At 54.4% G+C, this 20,448-nt stretch carries 16 protein-coding genes; 6 read left to right on the top strand and 10 right to left on the bottom strand.

Translation table 11 applies throughout. From position 1 onward, the window contains the following. Positions 1-21: 21 nt before the first annotated feature. Positions 22-876, top strand: a complete 855-nt coding sequence (locus PAECUDRAFT_RS09040; protein ID WP_006037828.1) for an NAD-dependent epimerase/dehydratase family protein — start codon at positions 22-24, stop codon at positions 874-876. A 133-nt stretch (positions 877-1,009) separates the two neighbouring features. Then, positions 1,010-2,989 carry a glycoside hydrolase family 3 protein gene (locus tag PAECUDRAFT_RS09035; RefSeq protein WP_006037827.1) on the top strand — a complete coding sequence of 660 codons (1,980 nt, stop codon included), beginning with the start codon at positions 1,010-1,012 and terminating at the stop codon, positions 2,987-2,989. Positions 2,990-3,046: 57 nt separating this feature from the next. On the opposite strand, the gene PAECUDRAFT_RS09030 is transcribed toward PAECUDRAFT_RS09035, so the two are convergent. Together PAECUDRAFT_RS09030 and PAECUDRAFT_RS09025 are read right to left on the bottom strand one after the other, a co-directional pair. Then, entirely contained in the window at positions 3,047-3,763 is a 717-nt protein-coding gene (locus tag PAECUDRAFT_RS09030; protein WP_006037826.1) for a hypothetical protein, read from the bottom strand. A gap of 1 nt (position 3,764) precedes the next feature. Then, positions 3,765-4,913, bottom strand: a complete 1,149-nt coding sequence (locus tag PAECUDRAFT_RS09025; protein WP_006037825.1) for an NADase-type glycan-binding domain-containing protein — start codon at positions 4,911-4,913, stop codon at positions 3,765-3,767. 104 nt (positions 4,914-5,017) lie between these two features. Between PAECUDRAFT_RS09025 and PAECUDRAFT_RS09020 the strand changes: the two genes are divergently transcribed. After that, the gene (locus PAECUDRAFT_RS09020) at positions 5,018-5,695 is read left to right on the top strand and encodes a YEATS-associated helix-containing protein (protein ID WP_006037824.1); all 678 of its coding nucleotides are present in this window, start codon (positions 5,018-5,020) and stop codon (positions 5,693-5,695) included. Between the two features lie 92 nt (positions 5,696-5,787). Here PAECUDRAFT_RS09020 and PAECUDRAFT_RS09015 read toward each other — a convergent pair whose 3' ends face one another. The 5 genes from PAECUDRAFT_RS09015 to PAECUDRAFT_RS08995 all read right to left on the bottom strand — a co-directional run bounded on the left by PAECUDRAFT_RS09015 (position 5,788) and on the right by PAECUDRAFT_RS08995 (position 11,121). Continuing rightward, positions 5,788-6,258: an NUDIX domain-containing protein gene (locus PAECUDRAFT_RS09015; RefSeq protein WP_006037823.1), complete on the bottom strand. Its 471-nt coding sequence runs from the start codon at positions 6,256-6,258 to the stop codon at positions 5,788-5,790. A gap of 336 nt (positions 6,259-6,594) precedes the next feature. After that, the gene (locus PAECUDRAFT_RS09010; protein ID WP_006037822.1) at positions 6,595-7,608 is read right to left on the bottom strand and encodes a hypothetical protein; all 1,014 of its coding nucleotides are present in this window, start codon (positions 7,606-7,608) and stop codon (positions 6,595-6,597) included. A gap of 132 nt (positions 7,609-7,740) precedes the next feature. After that, complete coding sequence (locus PAECUDRAFT_RS09005; protein WP_040711969.1) at positions 7,741-8,754, bottom strand: hypothetical protein; 1,014 nt, start codon at positions 8,752-8,754, stop codon at positions 7,741-7,743. 166 nt (positions 8,755-8,920) lie between these two features. Continuing rightward, positions 8,921-10,438 (bottom strand): sensor histidine kinase, encoded by a 1,518-nt coding sequence (locus tag PAECUDRAFT_RS09000; RefSeq protein ID WP_006037820.1) that lies wholly within the window; start codon positions 10,436-10,438, stop codon positions 8,921-8,923. After that, entirely contained in the window at positions 10,435-11,121 is a 687-nt protein-coding gene (locus PAECUDRAFT_RS08995; protein ID WP_006037819.1) for a response regulator transcription factor, read from the bottom strand. The genes PAECUDRAFT_RS09000 and PAECUDRAFT_RS08995 overlap by 4 nt, the downstream gene beginning before the upstream one ends. Positions 11,122-11,478: 357 nt before the next feature. On the opposite strand from PAECUDRAFT_RS08995, the gene PAECUDRAFT_RS08990 reads away from it, so the two are divergent. After that, positions 11,479-15,465: a hypothetical protein gene (locus PAECUDRAFT_RS08990; protein ID WP_006037818.1), complete on the top strand. Its 3,987-nt coding sequence runs from the start codon at positions 11,479-11,481 to the stop codon at positions 15,463-15,465. Between the two features lie 974 nt (positions 15,466-16,439). On the opposite strand, the gene PAECUDRAFT_RS08980 is transcribed toward PAECUDRAFT_RS08990, so the two are convergent. Together PAECUDRAFT_RS08980 and PAECUDRAFT_RS08975 are read right to left on the bottom strand one after the other, a co-directional pair. Beyond that, positions 16,440-17,018, bottom strand: a complete 579-nt coding sequence (locus tag PAECUDRAFT_RS08980) for a methylated-DNA--[protein]-cysteine S-methyltransferase (protein WP_006037816.1) — start codon at positions 17,016-17,018, stop codon at positions 16,440-16,442. Further along, complete coding sequence (locus PAECUDRAFT_RS08975; protein WP_006037815.1) at positions 17,011-17,595, bottom strand: bifunctional transcriptional activator/DNA repair enzyme AdaA; 585 nt, start codon at positions 17,593-17,595, stop codon at positions 17,011-17,013. The genes PAECUDRAFT_RS08980 and PAECUDRAFT_RS08975 overlap by 8 nt, the downstream gene beginning before the upstream one ends. A gap of 163 nt (positions 17,596-17,758) precedes the next feature. Between PAECUDRAFT_RS08975 and PAECUDRAFT_RS08970 the strand changes: the two genes are divergently transcribed. After that, on the top strand, positions 17,759-18,655 hold the full coding sequence (locus PAECUDRAFT_RS08970; RefSeq protein WP_006037814.1) for a DNA-3-methyladenine glycosylase 2: 897 nt from the start codon (positions 17,759-17,761) through the stop codon (positions 18,653-18,655). A gap of 65 nt (positions 18,656-18,720) precedes the next feature. Here the strand turns inward: PAECUDRAFT_RS08970 and PAECUDRAFT_RS08965 are convergent, their stop codons facing one another. Beyond that, entirely contained in the window at positions 18,721-19,368 is a 648-nt protein-coding gene (locus PAECUDRAFT_RS08965; RefSeq protein WP_006037813.1) for a hypothetical protein, read from the bottom strand. A 194-nt stretch (positions 19,369-19,562) separates the two neighbouring features. On the opposite strand from PAECUDRAFT_RS08965, the gene PAECUDRAFT_RS08960 reads away from it, so the two are divergent. Continuing rightward, positions 19,563-20,423, top strand: a complete 861-nt coding sequence (locus tag PAECUDRAFT_RS08960) for a hypothetical protein (protein ID WP_006037812.1) — start codon at positions 19,563-19,565, stop codon at positions 20,421-20,423. Positions 20,424-20,448: the final 25 nt, after the last annotated feature.

The following is a 20,448-nucleotide window of genomic DNA, read 5'->3' as shown; positions in this document are numbered from 1 at the left end:
TGCTAGAGAGGAGCATGCACCATGCCAATCAAAAATATCGCCGTTACCGGCGGCAGCGGAAAGCTTGGCAAACAGCTCATTTCAGAGCTGCAGCGGCTGGGCTATGAGGTCGTATCGCTCGATACCGTGCGGTCGGACCAGCCGGGCTTTCACCAGATCAAAGTGGACTTGAACGATTTTGGCCAAGTCGTCGGTGCGCTGCATGGCGCGGATGCCGTCATTCATCTGGGGGCGATTCCCGCGCCGCTCGGCCATCCGAACGCGACGATTTTCGCCAATAATACAGTGAGCACGTATCACATTCTGGAGGCGGCATCCATTCTCGGCATCGAGAAGGTCGTGCTGGGCTCAAGCGAATCCTCTTACGGGTTTGCCTGGGCGCCCGCGCCTTTCGCGCCGGATTATGTGCCTGTCGACGAAGACCATCCGCAGCAGCCGCAGGAATGCTACGGCTTATCGAAGATCGTGAACGAGCAGACGGCTGCAATGTTCGCTAGACGCAGCGGCAGTACGAGCATCGTTTCGCTGCGCTATTCGATGATCGTCGGCGTTAACGAATATAAGGGATTGGCGACGAGCCGCCCCGAGAGCTACACGCGTAACCTGTGGAGCTACATCGACATCCGCGACGCGGTGAGCGCGACGATTGCCGCATTGGAAACAAAGGCGCTGGGGGCACACTGCTTGAACATTACCGCCGATGACACGCTCAGCGACTGGGAGACGACACGGCTGCTCACGCAGTTTTTCCCAGAGGCAGCGGATCGGCGCGCGGGCTTGGATGGCCGCCAAGCGGTCGTCAGCAACGAGCGGGCGAAGCAGCTGCTTGGCTGGACGCCAGTCCATACTTGGACGAATCAGCACAATAATTACTGATGCAGATATAGACGGCCTCGACATGATCAACCTGCTTTCCCGGCACGCTGGGGAAGCGGGTTTTTCGCGTATCACATATTCACATGCTTAATGGCAATATTATATTGGGATAAGCTGGTTATGGGGGTGCATGATGAGCAAAAGGATAGTCACCGCGGTGGCTGCAGCTATTTTGTTGATTGCGAGTATTAGCGCATATCTTAACATAGTGCCTAGGCAAGCAGCTGCCGAGGCATCAAGAAGCTGGTCGGTCTATCAGGACACGACGCAATCGATTGAAGCGCGCGTAAACGATTTGCTCGGACAAATGACGCTGGATGAGAAAATCGGCCAGATGGTGCAGGCCGAGCGGGCATGGGTGACGCCGAAGGATGTAAAGACCTATTTGCTAGGCTCTGTTTTGTCCGGAGGCGGCTCATTCCCCAATGATAAGCAATCGGATAGCACCCGAGAGAAGTGGGCAGCTATGGTGGACGACTATCAGGACGCTGCGCTTTCCACGAGGCTCGGCATTCCGCTCTTATACGGCGTAGATGCTGTCCATGGGCAAAGCAATATCGTTGGCGCAACCTTTTATCCGCATAATATCGGGCTGGGGGCGACGAGGAATACGGGGCTAGTCGAGCAAATCGGTGCGGCAACGGCAGAGGAAGTTAAAGCTTCCGGCACAAATTGGGCGTTCGCGCCAATGATTGCGGACCCGCAAAATGCAAAATGGGGCCGTACCTATGAAGGGTTTAGCGATAACGAGGCGCTGGTCGCCCAGATGGGCGCGGCCTTCATTAAAGGGATGCAGGGCGCTGCGATTCAGGATTTGGCCAAGTCCAACAAATCCGTTGCAACCGCGAAGCACTATATCGGCGAAGGCTTGACGGACAACGGCGCGAATCAAGGCGATATTACGACGCTGACGGAGCAGCAGGTGCTGGACATTAATCTCCCGATGTACAAGGCGGCCGTTAAAGCAGGCGTTCGGACCGTTATGGTTTCTTACACCAGCATTCAAGGGTTGAAAATGCATGCGAACAAGCGGCTGCTGACGGATGCGCTTAAAGGCCATGGCCCCGGCCAGCTCGGTTTTACGGGCTTCGTCGTTTCGGATTATAACGGCGTCCAGCAAATTACGAAGGATTGGGACGGAAATCCGGTCAGCGGCCTTCGCGACCAGATCCGCACGGCGGTTAATGCAGGCGTCGATATGCTGATGATGCCGGAAATTTGGCGTGAAACGATTGTGCATTTGAAGGATCTGGCGGCCACAGGCGAGATTTCACAGGAACGGATTGACGATGCGGTCAGGCGCATCCTGCGCGTCAAATTCGAATCCGGCGTGTTCGAGCATCCCAAGACCGATCCTGCGCTCGCAAGCACGTTTGCCTCCGACGCGCATAAGGCGCTTGCGCGCCAAGCGGTATCGGAATCGCTGGTGCTGCTGAAGAACGATAACGTGAACGGATCGCCGATTCTCTCCCGACTTGCGGATATGAACAAGATTTTCGTCGCAGGCAAAAGTGCGGATGACATCGGCCTGCAGCTCGGCGGCTGGTCGATTACATGGCAGGGCTCCCCAGGCAATACGACGCCGGGAACGACGATTTTGCAGGGCATAAAGGAGGTTGTCGGCGATGGGAAGACCGTCACATACGATAAGGAGGGACGCGGCGCGGCAGGCCATGATGTGGCCATCGTCGTCATTGGCGAGCAGCCGTATGCTGAGATGCACGGCGATAATTTGAACGGGCTAAAGCTGAGCGATGTGGATCTGGCGACGCTGGCGAATGTGAAGGCATCGGGCGTGCCGACCGTCGTCGTCTTGGTGTCAGGCCGTCCATTGATCATTACCGAGCAGATGAACGACTGGGCAGGCTTAGTCGAGGCGTGGCTTCCGGGCACGGAGGGCGCTGGCGTCGCGGATGTTCTGTTCGGAAAACGCGATTTCACGGGCAAGCTGCCGATTCGATGGCCGTTCTATGCCGAATCGTACAAACCGATTGCGCCGGGCAAACGAAATTTGGACGAGGATCAAATCCTGTTCGACTTCGGCTACGGATTAACGAAGAAGGAGTCGACTCCGGCATTGAAGCCGGTGCCGGCAAAGCCTCCTGTACGTTAAGCGATGAATCACAAAATGGCTCCCTCGTGAAGGGAGCCATTCGTATGTTTTTGCAAATCATCGGACTGCCGTCATGTGTCGATTGTAGATCGATGAGTGGAGCTGGAAAAGCTCATAGAGCAGGCTTCTGACTTCCTCATGAGGGGAGAGCGCATATTGATGTTTCATTGCCGCAAACATGGCTCTAGCATGATCCGAGACGTTGCCTAAAAGCTCCGGCAATGGACAAGCTTGCTCCATCGTCCGTATTTCCGCTAGCACCTGCTGCAGCCTTGTAATGGTAGGAGCGGGTTCATCCGTCGCCTTACACGCTATCCGATACTCCTCATGGAGCTGAAGCAGTCGTTGTTGAATACGATCAGGCGAAGCATCTCTCGCGACTCGTTTGCCATTCATGACAAAATGCGAAGCATCGCCTTTGCGGACCGTCACATGCTGATAAAATACAAAAAGCTCACGGTATTTCATCTGCGTAGCTTCCTCAAAAGGCGTCCAATAGAGGGAGCAGGTTGTTGGCAAAGGGGAATGCTCAAGCAAGTGACGGATGCATGCTCCAGCAGCGGCATCGCCAGGAATAAGCTTGCCGACGGAAAGCCATTCCGAGAAGTTGTTATCCTTGAGGGCGTGAATCACGATCGTTTGATCCCGCCCAATGTAGATATCTATCCGAAATTGATCCGGCCTAATCTTGTAGCTGGCCGATTGCTGCGGCATACCAGCGATCAGATTGCTTATGCAAGAAGCGGGTTGCCCCCCGCCTCGCATGCCTCTCATGCTAGCTCGCAGAAATCTCCGAAATGCATGTATCATGGAACTTCGCCCCCGGACGTACTTCTAGAATGGTTAGCTTGATGGACGAAGTGGAGATGTCTGTAAGGCCGTAATCGTTCAAGTTGAAGTATGAACCTTTGGTTAAATCGACCGTAATTGATGTCTCATTAGAAAAGGTGATGCGCGCTTTACGAACCATCCCATTATCTAAGAAACTAGCAGGTGTTTTGGCGTAACCGGATGTGATATTTAATCGGTTCACTGTAATCATCTTAGAGAATGAAATCGTCATGCTTTGACCGATGCCGTCTCCCTTCACCCCTTCGCACCAGCAGGTGGTAAGGTTGCCGTCTACGACACGGTCAGGGCTATAATTGACCGTTTTCGTTGCCGGCAGGGTGGAGGAGGAGGACACTTTTTTATCAAGCTTGAGGAACTGGTCATCCGTGGCACCTGAATAGGAGTCGTTTACTCGCTTAACGGTGCGTTTATGCATATTCACTTCAAACTCGCCGATCATAATGTTATTCACTTCGATCATGTAATAGATGATCCAGGGCTCAATCCCCTCATTGTCACCGTCGACATAACTGAATTTGATATTATCCGACGGCGAGCATTGGCAGTAGTCAGATAAAATCGTTTGGGCAGCCAAGCCGGAGAAGCTTTGGTAGGCATAAGGATCACGGATCATCGTATGGGCTGCTTTGAAAATAGGTTTGGCTACATTAGGTACATTGCTAAGCGATAGCTTGATTTGGTTGTTCTTAAGCTGTAAAGTGCCTGTTCCTTTAAAGGTGCCGCCAGCGCTGTTTTCCAAATCGGTCATCTCGTAAGCGAATGTTCCTTCGCCCTTCGCATTGAAGGTAACCGCGGGGCGTTTCGTTATTTTGAATTCATAAATGTACTCACCGAAACGATCCATGCTTAGCTCGAGGTTAGCGCGGGTTCCTGTCTGATCAAAGTAAAGGGCAAGGGTACCCTCGGCCTCCTCATCCTCCACGTAAGCCTGATCGACCCACGCGCCCCCATAGCTCGAAAATCCCTTTGCGCTCGTCCCAGCGGCATTGGCCGTTTTCTGGATTGTTGGCGTCAAGGATAGCGATATTAGAACTAGCACAAGCATATACTTTGCAATGGATTGTAGCTTCACTTGCGGTGCTCCCCCTCTATTTCAATTCAACTGCTTCATTTGTTTTCGCCATTGACAAGATTTTTCCTTTTTTACGCCAAATTAGGCCCATTAGGAGGATTGTCATGGACCATGGAATCATTCTCGTATTCATAATGATCGCAGCCGGATGGGTAGGAGGGGCGGTCAGCTATATGCTGCCTCCGGCTAAGGCGGGGAGCCCGCCGCTGCTGAAGGACCGGGAGCTGTACAAATCGATGCTGATCGGCATCGCGGCGTCGTTCATGGTCCCGCTATTTTTGAAGCTGATCTCAAGCGACCTGCTGTCTGCCGATCAGCTGGGCAAGGGCGGCTTTGACGCGAGCAATGACCTTGTTTTTGCAGGGTTTTGTTTGATGGCGGCGATCTCCTCCCGCAAATTTATCGAAATGATTACGAACCACGCGCTGGAAACGCTGTCGCGCAAGGTCGATCAGACGAATCAGGCGGCGGAGGCCGTCGTGGATTCGTTGACCGAGGATTCAGCCACGGCCGGCGATGCGGCGGAGCCGGTATTCAAAACATTAATGCTGCAGCCGGAAGAGCAGAATCGGGCAAGCGTATTATACGCATTAACGAAGTCGAGCTTCACGTTTCGTACGCCGGAAGGGATATGTAGAGACTGCAGCTTGGATGACGCCACCGTGAATAAGGTGCTGGCGGGACTCGCTGCTGACAGGCTGGTGGAGCAGACGCTGCGGCCGCAGGGGGTTCGGTTTCACATTACACCGCTGGGCCGGGCGAAGCTGGGGGAGTATCGGTGAGTGCTTAGTAAAAGGCGCAGCTTCTCAAGTCGTTGAGGAGGCTGCGCTTTTTTGTGCAATACAGGAAGGGGCATGGTTTGGGTGGTTTCGGGCTAAAAAATCGTGCGTTCGGCTGTCGATGCGATGAATATCTCCGGCGGGTAGGGGAGTGCAAGCGGGGGAGGAGCGGAGGGATCGAAATAGCGCAAATCTGCTGATTCGCCATCAATCGCTTCAAGCGTTCCGCTATCGACGCGGCATTCGAACATAAATATCACATACTCTACTTGGTTGCCGTCGGGATAAGTGTGACGGTAATCTTTCCCTCCGAATACGCCTAACAATTTGGTAGGGGTTACGTGGAGTCCGGTTTCTTCCCAGACTTCGCGAATAACGGCTTCGGCCGGCGACTCGCCGAGTTCAATTGCGCCAGCAGGGAGGCTCCAAATCTCACTCGTTAAAGAGGGACGCTGAAAAAGGATGTCCCCTTTCTCATTGCGGATGATTGCGACTGCACTAGGAGTGAATATTAATTGGGTTCCGATTTTGTTGCGCAGTTGTTGGTAGTATTCAGACATTGGCATGATAGTTTTCCTCCTATGGGCAATACGATTATGTACCTGAGTCCTATTAATCCAAACTTAAGTGCAATAAACAAATAATAGTAAAGATCTCCGATCTATTATTCAATCGTGCTAAGGGTCTACTTGATTGCAATACTTACAATGACACTGGTTTTGAGCGGAGTTAGCGAGGGCTGTCGTTGCAGTCTGTACAATGCGATATGATCAAAACGCCTATTCAGCGGATAAAAAGCGGTTCGCTCCACTTTCTCCCTGTACGAACTACAATGATAGCTCCGTACAAACGAATTTGCTGCGTCCTCATTGCACAGACTGCAACGACGTGAGCAATAGTTGCTACAACGCCTCGATCAAATCAGCAATCGCACGCCGCTCGAGGTCACGAATTTCGGCCAGGTTATCCGCGATTTGCTTATAATAACGGTCGTCGCCTCGCAGGACGCCCTTCAGGAATGTGTTACGGGTTGCCTTCGTTTTGTTCAAAATCTCGCAGTAGTCGGGATAATCGGACGGCAGAACGCCCTTCGTCTTCATATATTCGATGAATTGGTAGAGGTTCCGCTTATGATCCGTCAGAACGGGCAGCACAGTATAATCAACCGGCCCTCTGCCCCCGAAGTTAGCGATCAGCTCATCATAGATCGACATGCCGTATTTCGTAGAATATACGGATGGAACCGTCTTGGTGTGATGAATGAGATCGCTGCCATAATCCAACACGTAAGGCGCTTGCGTCGTAGAGTGGAGGTAGTCGGAGAGGAGCGATTTGTAGAAGGCTGAATCGATCGATACCTTCGGCTCGTTATCGTTTAATGCCAGCACTTGCGCGCCATCCCACCAGAAGCTGCCTTCGACATACGTTTCATAGGCGGTTCGAAGCTCTTGGAAGGAGGCTTCTTTAAACGAGTAGGCGGAGTTGAAGAAGTCGGCGATATGAACCACTTGCTGCTCACGATCATAGCCAAAAATAATAATCGGATGCGGGAACGATTCATCTGGCTTATTGTGTGCGACGATATGCTGGCACTCCACGGAAATGTAAACATATTGCTCAGCATCAATGGAAGCGATTACATAATCGATGATGTCTTGCTGGTTCAGCTCATGCATCGTGACGGTCTGAACGTTCACCCACGGGGTCGATTTCAGAATATAGGTCGTGGAATAGAAGTCCACATACGGGATGTGCTTCCCGTTCTCATTATAGTCGTTCACCAAGGCGAACAGTTGAAAGAAATGCGTGAACTTCCATTCCTGGATGCGGTCATCGTTGTCGATTATCGACAGGATGGCCGTGTAGTGCTGGAACGAGGTGATTTCGGGCATAATCATCGGCAATATTTTACGCATAAGCTTGCACGCTCCAAACCATGATATTGTAAAAAATTGATACAATTCCAGTATAGCAACCATTGGAATGGCTGGCTAGAAAAAGGACTGCCCTAAGACCTGTTCGGCCGTGGACAGTCCAACAAAACATTGTTATATCGCTTGAATTAAATCAGTAATTGCACGCCGTTCCAGCTCTCTAATCTCGGACAAGTTATCCGCAATCTGCTCGTAATAGCGGTTATCGCCCCGCAGGACGCTTTTCAGGAATGTATTGCGAGCGGCCTTCGTTTTCGTAACAATTTCGCAATAATCGGGATAATCAGATGGCAGAACGCCTTTTGCCTTCAAATATTCAATGAAGTTAAAGAGGTTCAGCTTATGGTCTGTCATTACGGGCAGGACGGTATAATCGACAGGTCCTCTTCCTCTGAAGTTAGCAATGAGCTCATCATAGATCGACATGCCGAATATCGAATGATAGATGGTTGGAACGGTCTTGGTGTGATGGACGATATCGATGCCGTAGTTCAAAGCGTAGGGCGCTAGCGTCGTGGAATTGAGGTAGTCGGAGAGGAGGGATTTATATTCGGACCTATCGATGGATACTTTCGAAGGGGTGTCGTTTACTTGCAGCACTTGAGCGCCTTCCCACCAGAAGCTCCCTTTCACGAACGCATGATAGGCCGTTCGAACCTCGTCGAAGGAGGCTTCCTTAAAGGAAAAGGCGGAGTTGAAGAAGTCAGCAATATGAAAAGTTTGCAGGTCGCGATCATAGCCATGAATGATAAGCGGATGAGAGAAGGAAGCGTCAGGATGCTGGTGAGCGGCGATATGTTGGCATTCCACGACCATGTAAACGTATTTGTTTTGATTAATGCAATCGATTACAAATTCGATAATATCCGTCTGATCCAGCGCATGCCTCGAGAAGCTTTGATTGGTCACCCATGGCGTGGATTTGACGATGTAGCTCGTGGAGTAGAAATCCATGAAAGGGATGTTCTTTTCTGTTTCACTATGATCGTACATGAGGGCGAACAACTGAATGAAGTTGGCGAACTTCCATTCCTGGACATGGTCACCGTCGCCTATTATCGACAGGATGGCCGTATGATGCTGGAATGAGGTGATTTCGGGAATAATCATAGGCAATTTCTTACGCATAAGCATACACACTCCAAAACAATCAAAATGTAAAAAAATGATACATGCTTAGTATAACAACCAAATCCGATGCTGACTAGAATTTCAGACCATTTCCGGATCATTTGCAATAAAAAAACAAGACCTCATCTAAAAAATGGGGTCTTGTTTTGATGAAAGCGATTGATTAAGGCTTCGACGCCGGTAGCTTAAAAGCGAAGGTCGAACCGCGTCCGATAACGCTGTCCACCGTTATTTCGCCGCCGTGCGCCTTGACGATCGACTGGGAGATCGAGAGGCCGAGTCCCGCGCCGCCGTGCTTGCGCGTGCGGGAGGAGTCGCTGCGGTAAAACCGCTCGAATACATGCGGGACATGCTCGGCTGCGATGCCGGGCCCGTTGTCGGTAATGGAGACGATGGGCTGGCCCGCTGGCCTGTCCGAGACTGTAACCTGAATTATGCCGCTATGCGCGTCCGTATGCTGCACGGCGTTATGGAAGAGGTTGAGCACAACCTGTTTGATCTGGTCGGCATCGCCATTGGCGCTGACCGCCTGCTGCAGCTCGAACTGGACAGTGCGCTCGCCAGCGAGCATCCGCAGATGAGGGTCCATTTCTTCCATCAGCTCGTCGAGCAGGATGGGCGACATCCGCAGCTGCGGCGCGCGATCCATCTTGGCGAGCATAAGCAGATCCTCGACGAGCTTCTTCATTCGGGTGGACTCGCCGTGCATGCTGTTCAGCGCCGGATACAGCTGCTCGCGCTTGTCGGCAGCGCCGCGCAGCAGCACTTCGAGGAAGCCGTGAATCGAGGTTAGCGGCGTACGCAGCTCATGGGAAGCGTCAGCGATGAAACGGCGCATATGCTCCTTCGCTTCGCGCTCGGCCTCGAAGGACGTTTCGAGCCGCCCCAGCATGCCGTTGAACGATTCGGCGAGCAGATCAATTTCCAGTTGGCCTTGATTGGCTGGTAGCCGCTCGTTCAGGCTGCCGGCATCGGTCTGCTCCACTGTGCGGACCATGCGGTTAAGCGGCCGCAGCGTCCGCCGCAATACCGGCAAGTACAGCAGCAGCCCGCCAGCGAGCGCGAGCAGCGATAGCGCAGCGAAGATGGAGAGCTGGCGAAGCAGCAGCTCTTTGAGCGGCTCGGTCTTTTGCCCTAGCTGCAGAAAGCCTTCTTGGCCCGGGCCGGTTTCGACGAAGACGAGCAGCTGCTCGGTACCGTCCGCTGCCGTTGCGACTTGATAAGGGATGCGCCCATGCCTGCGCTGCTCCGGCTTCGAGCGAATCGCTGCATACTCCGCTTGCGTAAGCTGAGGGGCGGCAATTCCCTTGTCGGCTGTTACGTCAGAGAAGGTGCCGTCGCTGCCGACAAGCGCAAGCGACTTATCGAGCATAAACAGCACAGGTCCGCCATAATAGCCGCCGTCATGTCCATAATTGCCCTTGTCGGGACCGTCCCCGTGCGGCATCCGCGGCATATTGGGATTTTCCCCGAACAGCTCCTTGGGTATATTGCGCAGCTCGGACATCATGGTTTCCGCTTGATTCTGATATAAGAAATCCCGCATGATGACGTATTGGAACGCTCCGATCAGGATGAGCAGCGCGGCCAGGATGAACAATGACCGCGCGAGCAGCTGCGACCGAAGCGAGCGAGGGAGGAGAAGGCGCTTGAGCGTCTGAAGTGCCGCCGGGCGCTTCATGACAGGTCGATCCGGTAGCCGGCGCCGCGCAGCGTTCGAATAAGCCGATGCTCCTTGTCCCCTAATTTATCGCGCAGGGAGCGGACGTATACCTCGACGATATTTTCCTCCCCGCCAAAATCATATCCCCACACCTTGTCCAAAATCGTGGACTTGCTGAGCACGATGCCATGATTGGCGACCATGTATTTAAGCAGTTCATACTCGGTGGGAGATAGCTCTAGCGCCTGCCCCTCGTACTGAATTTCCTTGCGCCGGTCATCAATGCTGAACCGTCCCAGCTTCACCTCGCCGAACAGCATCGGGAATTGGTTGCGCAGCCGTGCGCGAATACGGGCGAGCAGCTCGTCGAAGCTGAACGGCTTCACGAGGTAATCATCGGCGCCAAGCGTCAAGCCCTTCACGCGGTCATCGACCTCGTCCTTTGCCGTAAGCATAATGACCGCAACCTCGCTGCCGCCTTTTTTGATCATCCGGCATGTTTCGAACCCGTCCATTCCCGGCATCATGACGTCGAGAACGATAACATGCGGCACGAATTCCTGGGCTAGATTAATGGCGGTCATGCCGTCGGGCGCGGTGCGGACGTCGAAGCCTTCGTTGGCCAGTCCAAGCTCGAGAAATTGCAAAATATGAGGCTCGTCATCGACGAGCAGAATTCGAATACCGGGTGTCGGCTTCATTAGGAGTCCTCCTTCACCGTACGCAATTACGATGTACGAGTGCAATAAACTTGCTTCTATTATGACTGTAATTATCCGCTGCCAAACTGAACTTTCGCTGAACGCGTCCTGAGCAGGGGCTTAATTAAACGTTCGGATGATGTTATTGTAGCATGCCTGACGACGCTTACAAGACTAGCGGCATGGTTCCGTGGGCTGCTTCGCAGCAGGAAAACTCGGGTCTTGGACCCTATCGTAAGGCGCTTGTAGCCTCATTCGCTCCATGATACAATACGTATCGCATTGCGAGAGCACGGTAGGTACGACGGATTAGCAGTGCTTTTTTTCATCCTAAACGATGAATTGAGGAGAGGTGTCATGTCCGCCATTATTAATCAAAATGCACTCGATGAACTGCTCGTGTTGGTTCGAACGGAATATCGCAATTTGCCGCTGCGCGAGCTGCTGCGCTTATCGCCCCATGTTCTGCTTGGCGTCAGTCCACAAGCTGCCGACATTCTCAAGGAACTGGAGATCACGACCGTATTCGACTTGGCGACATCCGGGGTATTCGACGCTGCGACGAAGCTGCTGAATGCCGCTTCGGACATTCATTCCGCGCTGAACCAGCACGGATCGCCGACGGCTGATCTCGTACGGGAGGCGGTAGCGGCAGGCAAGAAGGTCAATGAGCTGCAGTTTTTGACGATCGGCGTATTGCAGAGCGTGCCAGAGGATCGAGTAGATGCGATTTCTGAGGTGCTGGATGTGCAGACCGTGCGGGACTTGGCGCTATATCCGCCATACCGCGCTGCTTCGAAGTTGTTGACTGCCGTATATTTTCCCGAAAATGTTTCGACCTATGACCCTGAGCGTCCGCCGGATTTGCTGCCCAAAACGGGAGAGTATCCGACGGAGCGCGTTCAATATACGACGCTGTTGATGGACCAGATTCAAGTTGGCGACGACGAGAAGATAATTGATATCGTGAGCCCTAATTTCAAGCCAATCGATATTGGCATTCTGGCAGCTGGCGATGCCGGCTTCAAGAAAATCGCCTTTGGCGCGCTGTTGACCTTTAACCAATCCTGGTACGCCCAAGGGGTGACGCTGGGGCAGCTGCTGCACAGCACGGCGCTTGCGCCGGGCGAGAGCACCCGCATCGCTGTTGTGGATTGGTCGCGCAAAAGCAGAGCGGGCGAGACGGAGGTCATTAGCGAGGTCGACGACTTGACCAATGACGGATCGCATAATCGATCGATCAGCGAAGTAACGGAAGCGGTCGCGAACGAAGCCCAGAGCGGCTTTTCCGAGTCGAACGCGAAGAGCAAGTCGAAGGCGGAGGGCTCGTCATCGGCGGAGGAGCTGTCGGCGCCGCTCGGCGGCTTGTTCGGCGGGCCGAGCGCATCGTTTGGGCAAACAAGCAGCTCGGCATCGACGAGCTCGCATGCGGACAGCTATTCTACGTCATTCGGGCATCGGGAAATTGGAAGCACGATGATGCAAAACGTGAATGACCGCACGCATCAGCATGCGCACAGCAGCCGCAGTCGCCGCGCCTCTGTCGTGAAGGAAGTTTCGCAGAGCGAGCACGAGGGCGTGAGCACGCGCGTGATCGCGAACTACAACCATATGCATGCGTTGACGATCCAATATTATGAGGTCGTTCAGGTGTACCGCGTCGAGGTTGCGATCGTGAAGGCGGATAAGGTCGTCTTTATTCCGATTCAACTTATCGATTTTCTGAATGACGCGCTCGTCCGCCGTTTCCGCAGCGTGCTGTCGCGAGCGGCATTGACGTACCCGATTCGTGAAGCGCTCATGAATCTTGATGTGCTCGAGATCATTCCGGAGAAGGATACGTATTTCACCGCTATCGGGAACCGACTCAGCGTCTTGATACGCGACGCGATGATTACGCGGACCGGTTTTGCGGCTCCGCCAACGACGACTATGCCAGCGTCTCGTACGCAGCCTAATTTGTCGGTGAACAAGGAGACGGATACCGCAGCGAATGCTGCCAATGCTGCTAATGCCGTTAATCAGCCAGCGGGCAATACGTCGATGAACATCAACATGGGCCCTGCATTCCAGCTGTCTTATACGATTCCCGTATACCAGCAGGTGAACGATGCGTTGTGGACGATTGAACAGTCTGCGCGCATCTCGCGGTTGCTGAACCGGGCGGTGCTTCGCCAGAACAGCGCATCGATGTACATTCCGACGGATGTCATCATCGAGGGCGGCGTTGTGTGGGCGGGCGGCACTGCGGTGAAATTCGTGTTCCATACGCTGTCGGGCGCAACGGTGACGACAGTGGATGCAGCGCATCCGCTCGCGATGAGCGATGTAAGCCGAATTGGCGTGATCGGCAGCAGCCCAGAGGTGAATGTATCGGCGACACTCGTGCTTACGCTCAACCGCAACGGCGTACGATTCCCGCTGGAGCTGCCGAAGGTGACGATTCCCAAAGGCTCAACAGTTGAGCTGCCAGTGGTCCAAATCAAGCCTGGCGGCGTAGACGCGAACTTGAAGTCGCATTTGATGGAAAATCGGATGCACTACAGCCAAGCGGTATTCCGTTCGCTCGACAGCACGCAGCTGGCGCTTCTGTTGTCGGGTTACGGCGTGGAGCTGAATGGGGAGCTCGTACCTGTCTCGCAGGTTGTCGAGCCGAGGCCGATTCGATATATTGGCAACTATCTCGCTTTCAAAATGAATACGGACTCGTCCAGCGACGAAACGTGGGCGAAGTGGCTGAGGGATCACGGGATTCAGCTCGGCAGCGCCAAAGAGGACATCGTTCCGCTGCCGTCGGGCGGCACATTCGCGGAAGCGGTGCTGGGACGCTCGAACAGCGCGGAGAAGCTCGACATTACACGGTTCTGGAACTGGCAGGACTCGCCGATTCCGATGCAGGCGACCGAGATTGCGGCGATCCAGACGGGCAGCCGAGCGACGAATGAGGACGTGAAGCCTGGGCAGCTTAGCGCGCCAATCGTCAACATTACGTCTCCGACGTCCTTGCCGGATCCAAGCGGCACGGCGGCGATATTGGCAGCGATTCAAAACGGCAACATGTTCCGCGATATGAGCGGATTGCAAGGCACGATCGGCTTAGCGCAGTCTGCGCTGCAAGCGACGTCGGCTGGCGCAGCTGCTGCTGGCCAACAGGCTGGCACGAATATGAACAGCCTGCTGACGGCGAATACGGAGCGCCAGCGCATTGCGGCCGAGATGATCACGAGCCTTGCCAAGACGGCGGCATCGGTGTACACCGGCGGATTGGCTGGCGGCGGAGGCGGCGGTATCAGCGGAGGCGGCAACCATTCGCAGGATGGAGCGAAGATCAACTACTTCGACAAGACGCAGGGACAGTCGGGCAGCGGTGCTGGCTCCAGCGGCAGCGGTGGAGCGGTGTCCCCAGTTGGCGGGAGCGGTTCCAGCGGCGGGGGTGGCGCAGCTGGCGGCTCTGGCGGCGGCGCGGGCACTGGCGGCAGTGGAGGAAGCGGAGGCGGAGCCGGGTATTCGCAAAATCCGGCGGCTCTGGCGGCGACATGGGGCGACAGTGAGCCGCGCTCCAATGTCGTCAACCGCATACTGGATAAAGTTTCCGGCGTTACCGACGGGGACGATGCATCGCCTGCAAGCAGCCCGCTAGATACGCGCAAAGCATGGCCGAAGCTCGACAGCAACACGGTGCTGACGCGCATTAACAATCTCAAGGGCGATGCCAACTTGTTTAATCAGGGCGTCGTCGGGCTGTGTACGACCGCTTGCTTCTATCATCACATCATTCAGAAGGAGGCTGCGCAGTTCGAGTCGTTCGCGAAGGCGTTGTTCGGCGGGGGCATCGGCTTCCTCGGCAAGCTGAAGGTTGCGCCGGGAACGGATCTGCGCAATGCGGATTACGGCGCGCTCGCTGCTAAATTCCCAGGCATGCCGCCGCAAGCGGATTGGATGCTCATGTCCTCGCTGCGCGACAGCGAGAACTGGTTCTTCGATTACGAGGGCGCGCCGGATGAGTCCACTGCGATTGAGACGCCGACCAAGGAGCTCTGCGAGTGGTACACAGACACGGGCTTCTACAAATCCGCGACCACCAGTACAGATAAGAGCGTAGCAGCGATCAAATCGATCACCAAAAACGCGAACAATCATATCGTACTGTGGATCAAAACAGCGCTGCTCCAGCCGGGAGATGGCACGCATGTCATCACGCTCGAAGGGCCAATTACGGTCGACGAAGCGAACGACAAGGTCACCTTCGATTACTGGACATGGGCGCAGCCGGTCAAAACGATGAACACGACGTTGACGTCGTTCAAGGCGAATTATATTGGCAATATTACGGCGAGCTTCTAGGGAAGCGCTTGAAGGGCAAGGAATCGGAGACATCCGGAAAGCGCGGAGCTGAGAAGAATTAGACATGCAGGAGAGCTATGATGGGCCGACGCCCCTCATAGCTCTTTTTTGCTCGGTGCGCTAGGAGCGATAACCGCTTGAATGGCTGGCGCGGCGCTGCCGTACTGCTAGAACTGCTAGAACTGCTGGAACTGCTGAACCGTCTGAGCTGCTCCATGGTTACAGGCAGAGCTAATCGTGCTTATGCGCAACAGGCCCCCTTCATCATTGCAGTTCGTGCAATGGGAAAAAGTGTGTATGCGTCCTTTACATGGTCTCATTGCAAAACGTGCAACGGCGGTCGCTCCAGTCGGGCAGCTTTGTACTAAATCCGTCTTTTGGGGCAAATCTCATTGCACGTTTTGCAACGGGAGCAGGAATGAAGGGGCCCGGGCGCTTCATCATTGTACAGAATACAATCACAATGTCTCATATAAGAGAGCGAGTGAGCTTCGGAGATATTGGGCACCTAAGCACCTGAGAGCCTGTATTGCGGGTGCGCAACGGCTTCCCTTTCATCATTGCAGTTCGTGCAATGGGAAGAAGTGTGTATGCGTCTTTTACATGGTCTCATTGCAAAACGTGCAACCGCAATCGCTTCAGTCGGGCAGCTTTGTACTAAATCCGCCTTTTGGGGCAAATCTCATTGCACGTTTTGCAACGAGAGCAGGAATGAAGGGGTCCGGGCGCTTCATCATTGTACAGAATACAATCACAACGTCTCATTCAGACAGCGAGTGAGCTTCCGAGATATTGAGATCCTGGGACAGCGATTGAGCTTCCGAAGATATTGAGATCCTGCGCGACTGAGATCCTCAGTGTTGAGCACCAGAGCACCAGAGAACCTGAGCACCAGAGAACCTGAGCACCAGAGCACCAGAGAACCTGAGCACCAGAGAACCTGAGCACCCGAGATCATGAATACTGGGCAGTCTCTACGCGTTGCCGACTGGCGCGCCCTCCAGCTCCAGCAGCATGCGTTTCATCGCCAATCCGCCGCGGAAGCCGGTCAATGCGCCAGATTTGCCGATCACGCGATGGCAAGGCACGCCCATCAGCACGGGATTGGCGCCAATCGCGGTGCCGACTGCCCGGACCGCTGAGGGCTTGCCGATTCGCTCGGCGATATCCGAGTAGGTCGAGACACAGCCGTAAGGGAGCTCGCGCAGCGCTTGCCAGACCTGCCGCTGGAACGGCGTTCCGTGCAAATCCATTTGGAGCAAATCGAGCGCTTCTTGGTTGCCTTCCAAATAATCCCCAATCGATTCCGCATATGGCGCGAGCCTATCATCGTCACGGAAGAGCGAATGTCGAGGCAGGCGGCGGTCCACCCACGCCTTCATCTCGTCCATGGGCTGGTCGGCCGAGCCGACATAACACAAACCATGCGCGGTCGCCGCCAGATGCAGCGTCCAAGGGCCAGCTTTTACAGGACTCCAATAAACGGTCTGACCCCCGCGATCGGCTTCGAATGATCGGCCCGCAATAGGGCTGCTGTCATTCGCTTTATTCATATTTTTGCTCTCCTTCTTGCTCGTGTATTATTAATCTCTTGCAATTTCGGCGATACTCGCTAGGGGGAGTATGCGCGTTCTTCTGAAACCACGTGGCAAAATGCGCCGCGCTCGGCATTCCGACCGCTGAAGCGATATCCGCTATCGGCATGTCCGTGTTAGCGAGCAGCCGCTTCGCTTCGGCCAACCGCGTTTGCCGAAGATAAGCTGCAGGCGACAGGCCAGTCACGCGCTTAAACGTTCGTTGAAGGTGGAATCGGCTGCCATGCACCGCATCGGCAAGCGCATCTAGCGTAAGCGGCTCCGCAAAGCGCGATTCGATGATTCGAATGATTTGATCGACCCAGTCCTCGTCCGGCAACCGACGACCTTCCGGCTTGCAGCGCTTGCAAGGGCGATAACCGCTAGCGACGGCTTGCTCAGCCTGTTCAAACACCGTGACATGCGCGCGATTGGGGACGCGAGAACGGCAGGAAGGGCGGCAGTAAATGCCGGTCGTTTTTACCGCATAAAAGAATAAGCCATCGAACGAGCTGTCGTTTGCCACAATCGCATTCCAATGCTGGTCGCTCAGCATATGATCGCCTCCACGCCCTCAGTATACGCTTCTATCCGACCCGGATGAAAGGGCGAGGCAATATAAAAGCAATAATACGAAAGCGTCATCTCACCAGTTTATGGTATAACGTTTATTGGCCGCATCGGCTCGAATAAGGGATTTTAGAACGGAGGCATTAGCCATGGAAGACCTGTTCATTGCAGCTCCCCCCTATTTTTCCTTCACCCAAAATGTAAGCTATCTGTCCCGAGCGGCAGATGAGTGCTTGTACCGGATTGAAGACAATCGTATCTATCGGTGGATTGAAGTTAACGGCGAACGCATTGCGGTCGAAATAAGCGAAGCGAATAGCGCGGGCGAGGCAGGCTTGCGAATTCGTTTCCAAAAGGAGCCTACACCGGAAGGACGCGATGGGGTCATCCGTTTCGTGCGGGAATGGTTCGATATGGATCGCGATTTGGTGCCGTTCTATGCGATGGCGCGGCAGGACCATCTTCTTCAGGAGGCAGCGGCCAGGTTCGAAGGGCTGCGTCTCATCGGTATTCCGGATCTGTTCGAGGCGGTCTGTTGGGGCATTCTGGGCCAGCAGATCAACTTGAAATTCGCATATACGTTAAAAAAGCGCTTCGTCGAGCAATATGGGGCGCACACCGAGTGGGAGGGACATACGCTCTGGCTGTTTCCCCAGCCTTCCACCGTTATGGCGCTGCGGGTCGAAGATTTGACTGCGATGCAAATTACGACGCGCAAAGCGGAGTATTTGATCAATGTCGCAAGAATGGTGGAAGCGGGCGAGTTGTCCAAATCGGCGCTTATCGCTGCCGGCAGCGTGCGGGAAGCGGAGAAGCTGCTGGTCGGCATTCGCGGGATTGGCCCTTGGACGGCGAATTATGCGCTAATGCGCTGCTTGCGTTTGACGGACGCTTTTCCGATCGATGATGTCGGGCTTCATCTGGCGATTAAGCATCGGTTAGGGCTCGCGGAAAAGCCTTCTGTTAAGGCGATTCGAGAGATGACCGCGGCATGGAAGGGCTGGGAGTCGTACGCGGTCTTTTATATGTGGAAAACACTCTATTGACGTGCGCAAGCCCGCATCCGTCCTCCGGTAGTGGAGGGGAGCGGGCTTGTTGCGCGTGCTAAGCCTTAACAGAAGGCGAATAGAATTTGGAAGTCAGGCACGACGCAAGGCGTTAGCGGGTGGCAATAGCCGATAACGAAGCCGAACAGGTTCGTAACCGGGAACATCAGATATACGTTGCTGAACGTGAAGATGAGCGACCAACGGTTATAGCAAATGCCCGGCAGCAGCCGATCAACCGATTCGCGAGGGCCCATCGTGCCGAATTGCGCGAATTGGACGGCTTGCTGAAGCGTTTGCGGGCGTTGCTGAATAAAAGCTTGAAGCATGCGCGGGTTGCTCCGCAAATAATTATAGATTAGGAGCATTTCAGCCGGCGGCTGGCCAACCGGACGCGGATGCTGGGCGAGGACGTTCGGCAGGTTAGCCGGCGACAGCTGGGCTGGAACGCCGCCGCCGCCCTGACCCGGCATAGGCATAGGCATCATGCCCCCGCCGCCTTGGCCCGGCATAGGCATAGGCATTACGCCGCCGCCGCCTTGGCCCGGCATAGGCATAGGCATTACGCCGCCGCCTTGGCCCGGCATGGGCATAGGCATAGGCATAGGCATCATGCCCCCGCCGCCCTGACCGGGCATGACCGGCATTTGAAACGAGCGTGGGTCGTAGTAGACGACGGACTGCACGCGCGGTGATTGACATGAACACGGCATTAGGGAAAAGCACCCTTTCCGGATAGAGTTCTCGCTTTCATCGTATGCGGCATCCGCCCAAAGGTGCAGCTTCGGTTTCGACAGGAAAAACGGTCCGGATCGTGACATAAGCATCAAGACGCGATAAACGCTCTGATGGTAAACTCATCATGTTTAGGATAAAAAATACATAGAATGGCAGGCGGGTGAGGTCAATGCTCGGGCGCATCAAATATATGCAGGCGCTCTATGTCATCGGAATAGCCCTCATCATCGCGCACGGCATATGGTCTATGGCTCATTTAACTGCTCCATACGCATCGCTTACGCAAGGGTCTGCTGCAGCTCCATCCAGCGACACGATGACCTCGCTCATTATTAAGCCGATCGTCACCTCTCCGGTGAATCGGATTATTTTTCGCTGCCTGTTCTATTTGTTTGTCTGGGTTATGCTGTTTCTGGTCGTGCCCGTCGCCTTTCTTCGGCTGAAGCGGTTTAAGTTCTTTAATGTGGAGTTTGAGGTGGAGGGGGAACGCGCCGCCATTCAGCGGGCGATCATTACGACAAGCAAGGCATCGTTGATGGAATATTTGACGGGCAGGGATGCATTTATTAAAACATTGGGCTGCATGCACGGCAACGTCATCACGTTCACGGACGTCCTTCGGGTGCTGCTTGACGATATTCAAACGGCGTATCGCGACACGTTTGATGCAGGCTTTACGATCGAAGTGTATGAAGACGAGGTGCCGCCCAAATATTTGCGCATGGCCCAGCATTCCAAGGAAACCGGACAATCCGCGTTGTGGAATAAGCCGGAGAACGGGCACCCCTTCCAAACGAACAAAATGGTTTATTACTATCCATTGAGCGATACGAGCTTCATCCTTACCGCCCTCAGCAGCTACGCTACCCAATTCGACGCTTTCGACAAGCATGTGCTCCCGCTGCTTCATAATGTCATTAGCAAAAATATCGAGTCCATCGAGCTCATGGTGGTGGCAACGAACCCGCAGAATTCACAGAATCCGCCGAACCCGCCGAACCCACCGGATGCCCGCGGCGGGACGCGATAAGGAAAGCCTCCTCCGGATCGACCGG

It is taken from the genome of Paenibacillus curdlanolyticus YK9, from assembly GCF_000179615.1.
GTDB classification, from domain to species: domain Bacteria; phylum Bacillota; class Bacilli; order Paenibacillales; family Paenibacillaceae; genus Paenibacillus_T; species Paenibacillus_T curdlanolyticus.
This window is presented reverse-complemented; position numbering and strand designations above follow the sequence as displayed.